The following is a 14,738-nucleotide window of genomic DNA, read 5'->3' on the forward strand; positions in this document are numbered from 1 at the left end:
TTTGTAAAGATAGGATTAAAATTAAGAATTATAAAACGTTCAAATATGGTTTTACACTTGTTTTACATCAATAATTTTAACCGGACAAGCTTCTTTAGCTTTTAGGCTATTCTCAAAAATTGTTTCATCGGGTGATTTAATTGTAAAAAAACCTTTTTTTTCTTTAGAATGAAGCAAAACGGATTTTCCATCTTTTTTTGACATTTGAAATTGAGAAGGAGCTAATTCTACACAATAATTACAGCCAATACATTTGGCTCTTTGTAATGTTATAATTACCATTTAAGCTTCTACTTTATTTTCAACTATTTTATATAATTTGTCAGAAGGCCTTATTCTAAATGTTAAAGGAATAGTTACGGAATCTCCTTTTTGAGCTTTTTCTCCTTTTGTATCATTTACAAACATTTCACTTACTTCCATTTCTTTAGCTCCGGTTGTTGGACCTGTAATTAAAATAGTATCTCCAATAGTTATATCGTAGGCTTCAATTTTAAATTCGCCAATGTTAGATTTAGGAAAATAATGCATTCCTTTTCCTAAATATACTTTCTTTTGAGTAGCATGACTTCCAGAACCTTTACTCCATTCTCCTAGCTTTTGACCTAAATAATAACCACTCCAAAAACCACGATTGTAAACTTTTTCTAGTTCTTGCATCCAAGAAATTACTTTTTCTTTACTATAAGTTCCGTTTTCAACACTATCAATAGCATCTCTATAACTTTTAATTACTCTTGCAACATATTCAGGAGCTCTACCTCTTCCTTCAATTTTTAAAACTTTTACACCAGCATCTACAATTTGATCTAAAAAATCAATAGTACATAAATCTTTTGGCGACATAATGTACTCGTTATCCAGTTCCATTTCAACACCAGTTTCTTGATCTATAACGGTGTATTTTTTTCTACAATTTTGTTTACAAGCTCCTCTATTTGCTGATGAATTATGATTATGCAAACTCATGTAACATTTTCCGGAAACTGCCATACATAAAGCTCCGTGACCAAAAATTTCAATTTCTACTAAGTTTCCTGAAGGTCCACAAACATTTTCTTTTACAATTTGTTCAGTGATTTTTTTAACCTGACGTAAACTTAATTCTCTACTTAAAACCATAGTATCTGCAAACATGGCATAAAATTTTACCGTTTCAATATTGGTAATATTAATTTGAGTAGAAATATGTATTTCCATTCCAATAGCTTTTGCAGAAGCAATAACTGCTTGATCCATCGCAATAACTGCTGTAATATCCGCTTCTTTTGCCTTTTGAAGTAATGTTTTAACAATAGTTAAATCGTGATCGTAAATTATAGTATTTAAGGTAAGATATGTTCTAACATTTTTAGCCTTACATCTATTGGATATTTCCTGTAAATCATCTATAGTAAAATTTATAGATGCTCTAGCTCGCATATTTAATTGTTCCACACCAAAATAAACTGAATCAGCTCCGTTATCTAATGCAGCTTGTAACGATTCAAAATTTCCGGCAGGAGCCATTAATTCTATTTTTCCAGTAGTAGTCATTCTTTTTAATTTTTTGCAAAACTACATAATTTCTTATAACTAATAGGAATTCAATGGTATAATCATGTTTTTAAATTATTGAATTCTTTGTTAAAGTTGCTTTAATTAAATAAGAATTTTAGAATGTTTTTGATTTTATGACTTTTGTTAAGTTAAATTCATTTAAGTCAATGCTAAAAAGATCATCGGAACGTACTTTAGAATAATTGGTATACTTAAAACCACCTAAAATATACAATTTGTTATTGTAGTAATAAAGATGTGCTGATTTCTCATTCAAATTAATATAATATTCATTTAGTTCTTTTGTTTTTATATTGTAGGTATAAATTTTACCATCGTCATATATATAAATGAATTCTTCGTTATGGGCTATTGCAGGTCTTTCCATTCCTTTAAATAGTTGGCCTTCTTTTTTCCATTTACCAGTTTTAATATTGTAAGTTTCCATAGAACTTGATGGTTTATTGTTAAAACCTCCTATTAAATAAATGGTATTATCAATTAAAACTCCGTTAACTTCTTTAGCTACAGGCATAGTTGCCAAATTGTACCATAAACCTGTTTTTATATTGTATAAATGAACTTTATTTGAAAATTCTTTAACGCCATTCCTTTTTAATTTAATTGATCCGCCAACAATTATAATATTATCCTTATAGGTGAAAGAAGCAAAATTTACTGCTTGATGTGGATTTGTGTTATCAATAGTTACGGTTTCTTTTTCTAAATCTATTACTTCAATTTTATCATCTAAGTATTCATTAAAATAACGCCCATGTCTTGCTAAATTTTTACCTCCTAAAACATATATTTTATTATTATAAAAATTTGAATTGTTATAAGCTCTTTTTCTTAGTTTTAATTTTGATTTTGTCCAAGTATCACTTTTAATGTCATAAATTAAAAATTTATTTGAATAGCCTCTGAAGTAGTTTGAATTTCGTATTCCTTTTGCTAATAATTCATTAAAACTCATATCAGGAGATTCATCCATTATTTTTCGTAAACCGTCTTCATAAAAAGAAACATCACCTCCAAGTACATAAATTTTGCCATTATTTAAAAAAGATCCAAAATTATGCAATCCTACTTTCATTGGAGAAAGTTTTTTAAAAGATATACTAGATTTTAAGTTTCTTTTTTTTGAAATTTTAATTTCATTAAGTTTATTTACATCTTCAAATAGATAAACTAAATAATTTTTTTTATTTGAAGTAAAAGGAATTTCTTTGGTTTTATATGCTATATGAGAAAACTGAATAACATCAGATTTTACAATTCTAGCAGGAAATTTTAAATAATAATTTCCTTTTACATTGGTTAAAGTTCCTCTATTTATACCTTTCATAAAAACGTGAACTCCTTGAATTGGTTTATTAGTTATGGCATCTAAAACTTTTCCTTCAATATATTGAGAAAATGAAATAAAAGAGCAAAGCGAAAAGAGGGCAACTAATAGAAGTTTTCTCATAATTAATTTTTAAATACAGCATCAAAAATTATACCTAACGAATTAAATTAAAAGCTAATTTTAAATAAAACAAACATACCTATTTAACAAAAGTATATTTATTTGTTAATTAATGCTTATTTACTACATTTTTCTTACAATTTTTTATAAGATTTGCATTTAATTAATATTTAAATTCTTTTATATGAAAGTTGCTGTTGTTGGCGCTACCGGAATGGTAGGAAATGTAATGTTACAGGTTTTAGAGGAACGAAATTTTCCAATTGATGAACTACTTTTGGTTGCTTCAGAAAAATCAGTTGGTAAACAATTAACATATAAAGAAAAAACATATACGGTTATTGGATTACAAGACGCCGTTAATGCGCGCCCAGATATTGCCTTATTCTCAGCTGGAGGAACTACTTCAGAATTGTGGGCACCAAAGTTTGCCGAAGTTGGAACTACAGTTGTAGATAATTCTTCTGCTTGGAGAATGGATTCTTCTAAAAAATTAGTCGTTCCTGAAATAAATGGTTATGTGTTAACAAAAGAAGATAAAATTATTGCAAACCCTAATTGTTCAACTATTCAATTAGTTATGGCATTAGCTCCTTTACACAAAAAATATAAAATGAAACGAGTGGTAATTTCAACCTATCAATCTGTTTCAGGAACTGGAGTAAAGGCAGTACAACAACTAGAAAATGAAGCCAAAGGAATTAAAGGAGAAATGGCTTATCATTATCCAATTAACCGAAATGCAATTCCACACTGCGATGTTTTTTTAGAAAATGGATACACTAAAGAAGAAATGAAATTAGTGAAAGAACCAAAAAAAATATTAAATGATGAATCATTTTCAGTAACTGCAACTGCAGTTCGTATTCCAACAGCTGGTGGACATTCTGAGGCGGTAAATGTTCAATTTGAAAATGATTTTGAGTTAAATGAAGTTCGTAAATTGTTAAGTGAAACTTCCGGTGTTGTTGTTCAGGATAATTTAGATACTAATACGTATCCAATGCCAATTTACGCACATAATAAAGATGAAGTTTTTGTTGGGCGTATCCGTAGAGACGAATCGCAACCAAATACGTTAAATATGTGGATTGTATCCGATAATCTTAGAAAAGGTGCAGCAACCAATACCATTCAAATTGCAGAATATTTGATTGAAAACGAGTTAGTATAATTAAAATTAATGAAAAAATAAAAGCCGCATATTATGCGGCTTTTGTCTTCAGGATTTTGGGGTTTAAACCATTAAGCTATTTTTAAAACGTCTTTAAAAATTTGTTCCAATTGATGTTTAGGTAATGCACCTTGAGCCATTTGAGGTTCTCCATCTTTAGGACAAAATAATATAGAAGGAATACTTCTAATTCCAAATGCACCAGCTAATTCTTGTTGAGCTTCAGTATCAACTTTATAGATGTTTAATTTACCTTCATATTCGTTGCTTAATTCTTCTAAAACTGGGGCAACCATTTTACAAGGACCACACCAATCAGCATAAAAATCAATAACACATGGTAATTCACCTTCAAACTTCCACTCTTTATTTTTTTCGTAATTAAAAACTTTTTCTAAAAAAGTTTCTTTAGTTAAATATTCAGTCATTTTCTACTTTTTTTAAATTCATAAAATACTTTTATGCACTTTATTAGTCTGCAAAGTGACATAAAAACTTACAAAGTTTGCGTAACTTTGGTTACACCCATTAATTATCAAGCAATTTAAAAAAAAACATACATTTATCTACACTCTTTTTAGTTAAATTTGTTAGGTATTATAAAACAATAATCATGAAAAATATTATATTAATCGCTCTTTTTGGAATTTTATTAATTTCTTGTAAAAATTCTGAATCAAATAAAAACGAAATTAGTTTGAACTATCCAGCCACAAAAAAAGTTGATACTGTTACTGATTATTTTGGAACAAAAGTTAAAGATCCATATAGATGGTTAGAGGATGATACTTCTACTGAAACTGGCAATTGGGTAGAAAAAGAAAATGAATTTACTTATAATTATTTAGCCAAAATTCCTTACAGAGAAGAATTAAAAAAAAGGTTAGAAAAATTATGGAATTACGAAAAAATTGGAGCTCCATTTAAAGAAGGTAATTACACCTATTTTTATAAAAATAATGGACTACAAAATCAATATGTTCTTTACAGACAAAAAGGAGAAGAAACACCTGAAGTATTTTTAGATCCAAATACTTTTTCAAAAGATGGAACTACTTCGTTAGGGAATGTTTCTTTTTCTAAAAATGGAGAAACAGTTGCTTATTCTATTTCTGAAGGAGGTTCCGATTGGCGTAAAATTATTGTAATGGATGCCGAATCCAAAAAAATTAAAGAAGATACTATTGTTGATGTAAAATTTAGTGGAATTTCTTGGAAAAACAATGAAGGGTTCTTTTATTCTAGTTATGAAAAACCTAAAGGAAGCGAGCTTTCCGCTAAAACAGACCAACATCACTTATTTTATCATAAACTAGGAACTTCTCAAAAAGAAGATCAAATAATATTTGGGAAAGATCAAAAAAGAAGATATGTTGGTGGAAATGTTACAGAAGATGGCCATTATTTATTAATAAGCGCATCAATTTCAACATCAGGTAATGAATTATATATTAAGGATTTAACCAATAAGAATAGTGAAATAATACCTATAGTTTCTAATTTCGAATCAACAACTTCATTGCTAGATAGTAAAGGAGATATTTTATTTTTAGTTACCAATTTAAATGCTCCAAATAAACGAGTAATAAAGGTTAACGCATCTAATCCTGAACCAAAAAATTGGGTAGATGTAATTCCAGAAACAAGTAATGTACTAACTCCTTCTACAGGAAATGGCTACATTTTTGCAAAATATATGGTTGATGCTATTTCTAAAGTAAAACAATACGATTATAATGGTAAACTTATTAGAGATATTAAATTACCTGGTATAGGAACTGCTTCTGGTTTTAGAGGCAAAAAAGATCAAAAAATTATTTATTATTCGTTCTCAAATTATATTACTCCTAGCTCTATTTACGATTTAAATACAGAAACAGGAAAGACTTCTTTATACAAAAAACCTGCTATCGATTTTAATTCTGATGATTTTGAATCGCATCAAGTTTTTTATAATTCAAAAGATGGAACTAAAATTCCAATGATAATTTCCTATAAAAAAGGTACTGTATTAAACGGTAAAAACCCAACTATTTTATACGGTTATGGAGGATTTAATATTAGCATAACTCCAAGTTTTAGTATTGTAAATGCTGTTTGGATGGAACAAGGTGGTGTTTATGCTGTACCAAATTTACGTGGTGGAGGTGAATATGGCGAAAAATGGCATAATGCAGGTATTAAAATGAAGAAACAAAATGTGTTTGATGATTTTATTGCTGCAGCCGAATATTTAATTAAAAACAATTATACTTCATCAAAATATTTAGCAATTAGAGGTGCTTCAAACGGAGGTTTATTAGTTGGCGCAACTATGACGCAACGACCAGATTTAATGAAAGTTGCTTTACCTGCTGTTGGTGTTATGGACATGTTACGTTATCATAAATTTACAGCCGGAGCAGGTTGGGCTTATGATTATGGAACTTCAGATGATTCTAAAGAAATGTTTGAATATTTAAAAGGGTATTCTCCAGTTCAAAATGTAAAAAAAGGAGTTCATTACCCAGCAACATTAATAACAACTGGTGATCATGATGATCGTGTTGTTCCTGCACATTCTTTTAAATTTGCTGCTCAATTACAAGCAAAACAAGGTGGTAATGCACCTATTTTAATTCGAATTGAAACTAATGCAGGTCATGGAGCCGGTACTCCTGTATCCAAAACTATTGAACAATACGCAGATATTTTTGGATTCACTTTATATAATATGGGATATAAAGATTTACCTAGTAAAACAAAAGTAAAAGGATAATATTAAAAAAACTTTTTGTCAAATTGGGCTTGTCGAAACCTTTAATTAAAATTTCAACAAGCCCAATTTTTATTAAAATTCAATTTATTTCCAATATTTCAGCATCATTAAAAGGTATGATATCTCCAATTTTTTTACCTAATAATTGCTTCCCAATTGGTGAATTTGTGGAAACTGCATAGTAATCCACTAAATTTATAGTGATTTTTCCAACGCTAATTGCTAAATAATAATTTGCTTTGTTGGTTAAAATTAAGCTTCCCAAGCAAACTATTTTAGAAGTTTTTTTAACATCAATTTTTTTTAAAACAGCGTTCATTTCATTTATTTCAGCTAATTGTGCTCCAGCTTTTTCCATTTCAAGTTGAATCATTGCTCTACCTGTTTCGTGTTTATCACCAGCAGAACTTTTTGTTTCTGAAAGCAATGCTTTTTTGTTAGAAGTTATAATAGAAGAAATGGTTTGCTGTTTTTTATTTACAAAAAGCAAACAAGCCTCCAATAAACTCTTTTTTATTTCTAGAAAACGCTTCATAATTTATAGGTAAAAGTAACTCAATCTATATTCTTTTAATAATTTTGTCATACAATTTTTATAAATGCAATTTACAGGAAAACGATATTTAGATTATTCTTCTTTTATTAAACTAAAGTTTGGTGAAAGAGTACAAAAAATAGCTTTAAATATTGGGTTTTCTTGTCCAAATAGAGATGGTTTAAAAGGTTATGGAGGTTGTACGTATTGTAATAATAATACGTTTAATCCAGATTATTGTGAACCTGAAAAAAGTATAAAACAGCAACTAGAACAAGGTATTGACTTTTTTTCTAAAAAAAAGAAAAACAATAAATATTTGGCTTATTTTCAAGCATATACCAATACGTATTCTGATATTGAATCGTTAAAAAAAATGTATGAAGAAGCTTTACGCGTTCCTAAAATTGTTGGTCTAGTTATTGGTACAAGACCAGATTGTATTTCAGATGAAATAATTGAGTATCTATCATTTCTTTCAAAAAAGTATTTTATTTCTTTAGAGTTTGGTGTTGAAAGTACTTCAGAAAAAACTTTATTAAATGTAAATAGATGTCACACTTTTGAAGACACCAAAAAAGCATTTGAACGTTGTAAAAATAAAGGTTTTCATTTAGGAGCTCATTTAATAATTGGTTTACCTAGAGAAACTAAAAAGGTATTATTGCAACATGCAAAGGAAATTTCTAAACTACCAATTGATACTTTAAAACTACACCATTTACAAATAGTAAAAAATTCGGTAATGGCTGTGCAATACAAAAGGAACCCTGAAAATTTTAACTTATTTACTTCTGAAAATTATATTGATTTTATTACTGAATTTATAAGTTATTTAAGCCCAGATATTATTATTGAACGGTTTGTTAGTGAGGCTCCAAAAGATTTATTAATTGCACCAAAATGGGGGAATTTAAAAAATTTTGAAATTGTTGCTAAAATTGATAAAAAACTTATCGAAAAAAATAGTTGGCAAGGGAAAAATTATAAATACCATTTATAAATAATCTATGTACAATTAGTAGTCTTTAAAATAAAGCCGTATTTTTAAAAAGGTTTTATTAGAAAATTTACGGATTTTGGATTACTTGTTATTATTTATTTTTTTAGCGTTAATAGCTGAAATAATTGGTACTGTAGGAGGGTTTGGTTCCTCATTGTTTTTTATTCCAATTGCAAGTTTTTTTTTAGATTTTCATTCTGTATTGGGTATTACTGCAATATTTCATCTGTCAAGTAATCTTACAAAAATTGCATTTTTCAGAAAAGGTTTCGATAAAAAATTAATTTTATATATTGGTATTCCAGCTATTATTTTTGTAATTATTGGTTCTTATATAAGTAAATTTATTCAATCAAATTGGCTTGAGGTTTTTTTAGGATTTTTTTTAATCACCACTAGTTTATTGTTACTTATTTTTAAAGATTTAACCATAAAACCTACTGCTAAAAATTCAATTTTAGGTGGAATATTTTCGGGCTTAATTGCAGGTGTTATTGGTACGGGAGGAGCTATTAGAGGAATGACTCTAGCAGCATTTAATTTGAAAATTGAAATTTTTATTGCGACTTCTGCTATTATAGATTTTGGAATAGATTTTAGTAGAGGTTTTGTTTATTACATGAACGGTTATTTGCACAAACATGACTTGTATTTAATACCTTTATTGTTAGTGGCTAGTATTTTAGGAACTTTTATTGGAAAAAAAATATTAAATAAAATTTCAGAACAAAAGTTTAAAAAAATTGTGCTATTACTTATTTTAACAACTGGAATTGTTACAGTTTTTAAAGTACTGTTCTTTTAGTTATTATAAATTTTTCTCTATTAATATATATTTTTATCTTCCTCCATTTGCTTTTAAATCTTCTAAACAAAACGAATCTAATTGTGGTATTTGTCCACCTGAAACCATATTACCAATACTACTACCATTTTCAGCTTTATAATACATTAAGCAATTTTGATCTGTACAATGAGCTCCATTTGCGGTGTCTTGATGATCAGTAACCATAGTTGTTCCAACATTTACTAATCCTAATAAATGACCAAATTCATGTAAAACTACCGTTGATTCTAAAACTTCTCTACTTGGTTCAAATTGGCTATCTGAAAATGATTGTACAGATTCTTCGAAAATAACAAATGAAGTATTTCTGTATGCGGTTCCTAATACATACGAATCAGAGGTGTTATTTGCAGAGGCTCCATTTATAAAGATGGCGGAAAGTGCTATTTGATTATTAGCTGAAAAATGAGTTCTATTATCATCTTCAATTGTTCGTATATCATCTATTGAATAGGTGGTTTGTACTGGGGGAGTTATTTCTTTTTTCTCCACAATAACATTTGTTTTATAAGTTCTTTGCTCAATAAAATTTTTAAAATTATTAAGTGTATTATCTGTTGGAGCAAAACCATTAACATACATTACTTCAATATAAATAGTAGAAAATGTATTGTTTGATAAAATATCATTAGCTGAATATCCTACTTGCTGTAAATAAGGATAATCTGCAATAGAAGTTGAACCTGAATTAAAAGTATCGTCACCTTTACTACACGCAATAAATAAACTAAAGATCAAAAGGCTTTTAAGTATGTTTTTCATGAAAAAGGGTTAAAAATTATAAGTTATAACGCTAATAATTACCGTTTTAATACATAATATTAATTTTTTTTGCAAATAAACACAAAATATATATAATCTGTCAAGATTGTTGTTAATAAATGATAGTGCATATATTTCAATTACTTGAGTAAAAGAAATAAAATTGTATGTTTATAGCAGGTTAAAAACATCAAGAATTTAAAATGATAAAGATTATTAAAGGTGAAATTGAGCACTGTGAATTAATAGCTGAAATTGGTAAAAAATCGTTTTGGGAATCACACGGCAAAAGTGCTTCAAAAGAGGATATTGAAACGTTTGTTTTTAAAACGTATAGCAAGGAAAATATATCAAAAGAATTAGAAAATTTAAATATCAAATACCATATAATTTATTATAAAAATAAAGCAGTTGGATATTCTAAAATTGAACTGAATTCTCCAAATACTAATATTGAATATAAAAATGTTACCAAATTAGATAGGTTTTATTTGTTGAAAGATTTTTATGGTAAAAATTTAGGTAAAAAACTATTCGATTTTAATGTTGAACTATCTAAAAAAAACAATCAAAAAGGTATTTGGTTGGCTGTTTGGATAAAAAATGAAAGGGCAATTAAATTTTATAACAAAACAGGATTTAAAATAGTTGGAAAATATAATTTTCAAATTTCTGAAACACATTCTAATCCAAATCATATAATGTACTTAGCGTATTAAATATTTGCAAACAATAGGTTGCCATAAAAAAAATAGATATCTTTCCATCGTTTAAATTAAATTTAAGTTTGGTAAATTATCAAATAATACAACTTTCCGAAATGCCTTGGATATTAATTCCAGGCTTATAGTTTCGCCTTATTTTTAAAAGAGAGTTACAACTTTCAAATCACAATTATTTTCTTTTTTCATTTTAAAATCTCACACAATTATGAGCAATATAATAGTATTAGGAGCCGGTATGGTTGGCTCAACAATGGCCATTGATTTAACAAAAAAACATAACATAACATTAGCTGATTTTAGTCAAAAAGCTCTTGAAATAGCTGTAAATAAATGCAATAAGTTGCAAACACTTCAAATAGATGTAACTAATAAAATTGAACTTGAAATAAAACTTCAACCTTTTGATTTAGTAATTTGTGCTGTTCCAGGTTTTTTGGGTTTTCAAACTTTAAAAAATATTCTTGAAGCCAAGAAAAACGTAGTAGATATTTCCTTTTTTCCAGAAAATTCTCTTGAATTAGACGAATTAGCAAAAAAAAATAATGTAACTGCTATTGTAGATTGCGGAGTTGCGCCAGGTATGGGAAATATTATTTTAGGTCATTACAATGAAAAATTAAAAATAACTGATTTTGAATGTTTGGTTGGTGGTTTGCCTAAAGTTAAAAAGTGGCCTTTTAATTATAAAGCTCCTTTTTCTCCAGTAGATGTAATTGAAGAATATACTAGACCAGCTAGATATGTTGAAAATGGAAATGTAATTATTAAGGATGCTTTGTCAGATGTTGAATTAGTAGATTTTAAAAGTGTTGGAACGTTAGAATCTTTTAATTCTGACGGGTTACGTTCGCTAATTTTTACCATGTCACATATTAAAAACATGAAAGAAAAGACATTACGATATCCTGGACATGTGGAATATGTTCAAGTTTTAAAACAAAGTGGTTTTTTTGATACGAATCCTATTAAAATTAATGGTAATAAAATATCTCCATTAGAGTTTACTTCAAAAATATTATTTAACGAGTGGAAATTAGGAGAAACAGAAGAAGAATTAACTGTAATGAAAATTAGTTTAAAAGGAATCGATATAAATAACAACTCAAAAACTATTGTTTACCATTTACACGATGAATTTTGTCCTAAAACTAAAACCTCATCAATGGCAAGAACAACAGGTTACACAGCAACAGCAGCAGCCAATATGTTTTTAGATGGATTATTTAAAGAAAAAGGTGTGTTTCCACCAGAATTAATAGGAAGTAAAAAAGGTGTTTTTGAATATATTTTAAATTATTTAAAAGAACGAAATGTAAAGTATATAAAAGAGGAATTTTAAAATTCAAATTTCAATTGTACGTTTATTTGTTTTTCAATTTTTTTAGATAATGTATTTAAATTAGTTACTGAAATACCTAACAAACGAACAGAATTTTTTACCTTTTCTTGAAAAAGTAACTCTTTTACAGTATCAAGTATAATTGCTTTATCTTTAACAAAGTAAGGTAATGTTTTGCTACGTGTTTGTGTTTTAAAATCGCTATATTTTATTTTTAAAGTAATGGTTTTTCCCGAAACTTTTGAATTAATTAAACGTTGTTCTAGTTCTTCGGAAATATTCTCTAATCGTTCAAGCATAAAAACTTCAGAAGTTAAATTTTTAGTAAACGTATGCTCTGCAGCAACCGATTTTCTAATTCTATTAGGTTTAACTTCACTTTGTTGAACACCTCTAACTATATTGTAGTAATGTAAACCAGCTTTATTAAAATGTTTTGCTAAAAATTCAATATTTTTTTCTTTTAAATCTTTTCCGTTAAAAATGCCTAAATTATACATTTTTGAAGCGGTTACTTTTCCAATTCCAAAAAATTTTTCAATTGGCAATTCTTCTAAAAAAGTAACAACTTCTTCAGGAGGAATTGTTTTTTGACCGTTAGGTTTATTTATATCTGAAGCAACTTTGGCTATAAATTTATTTATTGAAATTCCTGCGGAAGCTTTTAAGTGTAGTTCATTAAAAATTCTGTTTCTTATTTCTTTAGCAATTAAACTAGCTGAAGGATTTCCTTTTTTATTTACGGTTACATCTAAATAAGCTTCATCTAAGGAAAGTGGTTCTACTAAATCGGTATATTCATAAAATATAGCTCTAATTTTATTAGAAATATCTTTATATCTGCTAAAACGTGGTTTTACAAATATTAAATTAGGACAATTTCTTTTGGCCATCGCTCCGCTCATAGCAGACTTAACTCCAAATTTTCGAGCTTCATAACTTGCTGCAGCAACAACACCTCTTTCACTGCCTCCGCCAACAGCAACTGGTTTTCCTATTAATTCAGGATTATCTAATTGCTCAACAGAGGCAAAAAAGGCATCCATATCAATATGGATTATTTTTCGGTAGGTTATTATTTCCTTCACTTTTTAAAACTACAAAATTGAAGATAATACTCCATAAAAAAAGCCCACCAATTTGGTGAGCTTTTTTATTTATTGAATTGTAAAATTATATAATACCTTGATCTAGCATAGCATCAGCAACTTTAATAAATCCAGCAATATTTGCTCCATTTACATAGTTGATGTAACCATCACTTTGAGTACCATATTTAATACAAGCTTCATGGATTGAAGACATAATGTGATGTAATTTAGCATCTACTTCTTCGGTAGTCCAATTTAATTTCATTGCATTTTGAGACATTTCAAGTCCTGAAACTGCAACACCACCAGCATTAACCGCTTTACCTGGCGCAAAAGGAATTCCAGCTTTTTGGAACTCTTCTATAGCTTCAGGGGTACATCCCATATTAGAAACTTCAGCAGCATATTGTACACCATTAGCAATTAATTTTTTAGCATCTTCACCATTTAATTCATTTTGAATTGCACTTGGCATAGCAATATCACATTTTACTTCCCAAGGTTTTTTACCTGGAATAAATTTAGCTTCAGGGAATTCATCAGCATAAGGAGAAACGATGTCATTATTAGAAGCGCGTAATTCTAATAAATAATCAATTTTTTCAGCATCTAATCCTTTTTCATCATAAATATATCCATCAGGGCCAGAAATAGTAACTACTTTACCGCCAAGTTCGGTTACTTTTAAAGCAACACCCCAAGCAACATTTCCAAAGCCAGAAACAGTAACTGTTTTTCCTTTAAAAGTATCATTATTAACTGCTAACATTTCTTTAGCAAAGTAAGTAGCTCCAAAACCAGTAGCTTCTGGTCTAATTAAACTACCACCCCAATTTAAACCTTTACCAGTTAAAACACCAGTGTTTTCCATTTGTAATTTTTTATACATTCCGTATAAATAACCAATTTCTCTACCACCAGTTCCTATATCTCCTGCAGGAACATCAGTATTAGGGCCAATAACTCTCCATAACTCTAACATAAAAGCTTGACAGAATCGCATAATTTCAGCATCCGATTTCCCTTTAGGATTAAAATCAGATCCACCTTTTGCACCTCCCATTGGTAGAGTAGTAAGTGCATTTTTGAAAGTTTGTTCAAATCCTAAGAATTTCAAAATGCTTAAATTTACACTAGGGTGTAATCTAAGCCCACCTTTATATGGACCAATAGCATTGTTAAAATGAACTCTGTAACCTAAGTTTACATGTACTTGACCTTCGTCATCAGTCCAAGAAACTCTAAAGGTTAAGATACGATCAGGTTCAACTAAACGTTCAATTATTTTTGCAGCTTCATATTGAGGATTTTCATTGTAAATAGTTTCAATAGATTCTAAAACCTCATGTACTGCTTGTAAGTATTCTTTTTCACCCGGATGCTTTGCCTCCAAGTTGTTAATTATAGTATTAACATTCATTTTTATTGTGATTTTAAATAATTAAATTAGGTTTGTTATTAATTTAAATTAAATTGTCTACAAATTTAAGTATA

Annotated in this window: 14 protein-coding genes; 6 read left to right on the forward strand and 8 right to left on the reverse strand. The window is 28.3% G+C overall.

Going from position 1 to position 14,738, the window contains the following annotated elements; genetic code table 11:
• Nucleotides 1-51 precede the first annotated feature (51 nt).
• The 3 genes from R3342_RS08995 to R3342_RS09005 all read right to left on the reverse strand — a co-directional run bounded on the left by R3342_RS08995 (nt 52) and on the right by R3342_RS09005 (nt 3,010).
• Entirely contained in the window at nt 52-282 is a 231-nt protein-coding gene (locus tag R3342_RS08995; RefSeq protein WP_318939699.1) for a ferredoxin, read from the reverse strand.
• Entirely contained in the window at nt 283-1,536 is a 1,254-nt protein-coding gene (locus tag R3342_RS09000) for a peptidase U32 family protein (RefSeq protein ID WP_318939700.1), read from the reverse strand. It lies immediately after the preceding gene.
• 118 nt (nt 1,537-1,654) lie between these two features.
• Nucleotides 1,655-3,010 (reverse strand): carboxypeptidase-like regulatory domain-containing protein, encoded by a 1,356-nt coding sequence (locus R3342_RS09005; protein ID WP_318939701.1) that lies wholly within the window; start codon nt 3,008-3,010, stop codon nt 1,655-1,657.
• Nucleotides 3,011-3,194: 184 nt separating this feature from the next.
• On the opposite strand from R3342_RS09005, the gene R3342_RS09010 reads away from it, so the two are divergent.
• Nucleotides 3,195-4,184, forward strand: coding sequence for an aspartate-semialdehyde dehydrogenase (locus R3342_RS09010; protein ID WP_318939702.1), 990 nt, complete (start codon nt 3,195-3,197; stop codon nt 4,182-4,184).
• 71 nt (nt 4,185-4,255) lie between these two features.
• On the opposite strand, the gene trxA is transcribed toward R3342_RS09010, so the two are convergent.
• The gene (gene trxA, locus R3342_RS09015) at nt 4,256-4,612 is read right to left on the reverse strand and encodes a thioredoxin (RefSeq protein ID WP_318939703.1); all 357 of its coding nucleotides are present in this window, start codon (nt 4,610-4,612) and stop codon (nt 4,256-4,258) included.
• A 185-nt stretch (nt 4,613-4,797) separates the two neighbouring features.
• Here trxA and R3342_RS09020 point away from each other — a divergent pair, with 185 nt between their 5' ends.
• Nucleotides 4,798-6,942 carry a prolyl oligopeptidase family serine peptidase gene (locus tag R3342_RS09020; protein WP_318939704.1) on the forward strand — a complete coding sequence of 715 codons (2,145 nt, stop codon included), beginning with the start codon at nt 4,798-4,800 and terminating at the stop codon, nt 6,940-6,942.
• Nucleotides 6,943-7,021: 79 nt separating this feature from the next.
• Here the strand turns inward: R3342_RS09020 and R3342_RS09025 are convergent, their stop codons facing one another.
• Entirely contained in the window at nt 7,022-7,477 is a 456-nt protein-coding gene (locus R3342_RS09025) for a 3-oxoacyl-ACP synthase (RefSeq protein WP_318939705.1), read from the reverse strand.
• Between the two features lie 64 nt (nt 7,478-7,541).
• Here R3342_RS09025 and R3342_RS09030 point away from each other — a divergent pair, with 64 nt between their 5' ends.
• Nucleotides 7,542-8,480, forward strand: coding sequence for a TIGR01212 family radical SAM protein (locus R3342_RS09030; RefSeq protein ID WP_318939706.1), 939 nt, complete (start codon nt 7,542-7,544; stop codon nt 8,478-8,480).
• 76 nt (nt 8,481-8,556) lie between these two features.
• Nucleotides 8,557-9,285: a sulfite exporter TauE/SafE family protein gene (locus tag R3342_RS09035; protein ID WP_318939707.1), complete on the forward strand. Its 729-nt coding sequence runs from the start codon at nt 8,557-8,559 to the stop codon at nt 9,283-9,285.
• Nucleotides 9,286-9,318: 33 nt separating this feature from the next.
• Here R3342_RS09035 and R3342_RS09040 read toward each other — a convergent pair whose 3' ends face one another.
• On the reverse strand, nt 9,319-10,089 hold the full coding sequence (locus tag R3342_RS09040; protein WP_318939708.1) for a membrane metalloprotease: 771 nt from the start codon (nt 10,087-10,089) through the stop codon (nt 9,319-9,321).
• Between the two features lie 203 nt (nt 10,090-10,292).
• On the opposite strand from R3342_RS09040, the gene R3342_RS09045 reads away from it, so the two are divergent.
• Both R3342_RS09045 and R3342_RS09050 read left to right on the forward strand, forming a co-directional pair.
• Nucleotides 10,293-10,808: a GNAT family N-acetyltransferase gene (locus R3342_RS09045; protein WP_318939709.1), complete on the forward strand. Its 516-nt coding sequence runs from the start codon at nt 10,293-10,295 to the stop codon at nt 10,806-10,808.
• Between the two features lie 211 nt (nt 10,809-11,019).
• Entirely contained in the window at nt 11,020-12,153 is a 1,134-nt protein-coding gene (locus R3342_RS09050; protein ID WP_318939710.1) for a saccharopine dehydrogenase family protein, read from the forward strand.
• On the opposite strand, the gene dinB is transcribed toward R3342_RS09050, so the two are convergent.
• Nucleotides 12,150-13,241 (reverse strand): DNA polymerase IV, encoded by a 1,092-nt coding sequence (dinB, locus tag R3342_RS09055; RefSeq protein WP_318939711.1) that lies wholly within the window; start codon nt 13,239-13,241, stop codon nt 12,150-12,152. The two genes, R3342_RS09050 and dinB, sit on opposite strands and share 4 nt — an antisense overlap.
• Before the next feature lie 85 nt (nt 13,242-13,326).
• A complete protein-coding gene (gene gdhA / locus R3342_RS09060; RefSeq protein ID WP_318939712.1) occupies nt 13,327-14,664 on the reverse strand; it encodes an NADP-specific glutamate dehydrogenase in 1,338 nt (445 codons plus the stop codon).
• Nucleotides 14,665-14,738: the final 74 nt, after the last annotated feature.

It is taken from the genome of Lutibacter sp. (genome assembly GCF_033723435.1).
In the GTDB taxonomy this organism is placed as follows: Bacteria; Bacteroidota; Bacteroidia; order Flavobacteriales; family Flavobacteriaceae; genus Lutibacter.

Excerpts from the sequence above, each read along its gene's own strand:
- R3342_RS08995 (WP_318939699.1), bottom strand. The coding sequence starts at position 282 with ATGGTAATTATAACATTACAAAGAGCCAAATGTATTGGCTGTAATTAT.
- R3342_RS09000 (WP_318939700.1), bottom strand. The coding sequence starts at position 1,536 with ATGACTACTACTGGAAAAATAGAATTAATGGCTCCTGCCGGAAATTTT.
- R3342_RS09005 (WP_318939701.1), bottom strand. The coding sequence starts at position 3,010 with ATGAGAAAACTTCTATTAGTTGCCCTCTTTTCGCTTTGCTCTTTTATT.
- R3342_RS09010 (WP_318939702.1), top strand. The coding sequence starts at position 3,195 with ATGAAAGTTGCTGTTGTTGGCGCTACCGGAATGGTAGGAAATGTAATG.
- trxA (WP_318939703.1), bottom strand. The coding sequence starts at position 4,612 with ATGACTGAATATTTAACTAAAGAAACTTTTTTAGAAAAAGTTTTTAAT.
- R3342_RS09020 (WP_318939704.1), top strand. The coding sequence starts at position 4,798 with ATGAAAAATATTATATTAATCGCTCTTTTTGGAATTTTATTAATTTCT.
- R3342_RS09025 (WP_318939705.1), bottom strand. The coding sequence starts at position 7,477 with ATGAAGCGTTTTCTAGAAATAAAAAAGAGTTTATTGGAGGCTTGTTTG.
- R3342_RS09030 (WP_318939706.1), top strand. The coding sequence starts at position 7,542 with ATGCAATTTACAGGAAAACGATATTTAGATTATTCTTCTTTTATTAAA.
- R3342_RS09040 (WP_318939708.1), bottom strand. The coding sequence starts at position 10,089 with ATGAAAAACATACTTAAAAGCCTTTTGATCTTTAGTTTATTTATTGCG.
- R3342_RS09045 (WP_318939709.1), top strand. The coding sequence starts at position 10,293 with ATGATAAAGATTATTAAAGGTGAAATTGAGCACTGTGAATTAATAGCT.
- R3342_RS09050 (WP_318939710.1), top strand. The coding sequence starts at position 11,020 with ATGAGCAATATAATAGTATTAGGAGCCGGTATGGTTGGCTCAACAATG.
- gdhA (WP_318939712.1), bottom strand. The coding sequence starts at position 14,664 with ATGAATGTTAATACTATAATTAACAACTTGGAGGCAAAGCATCCGGGT.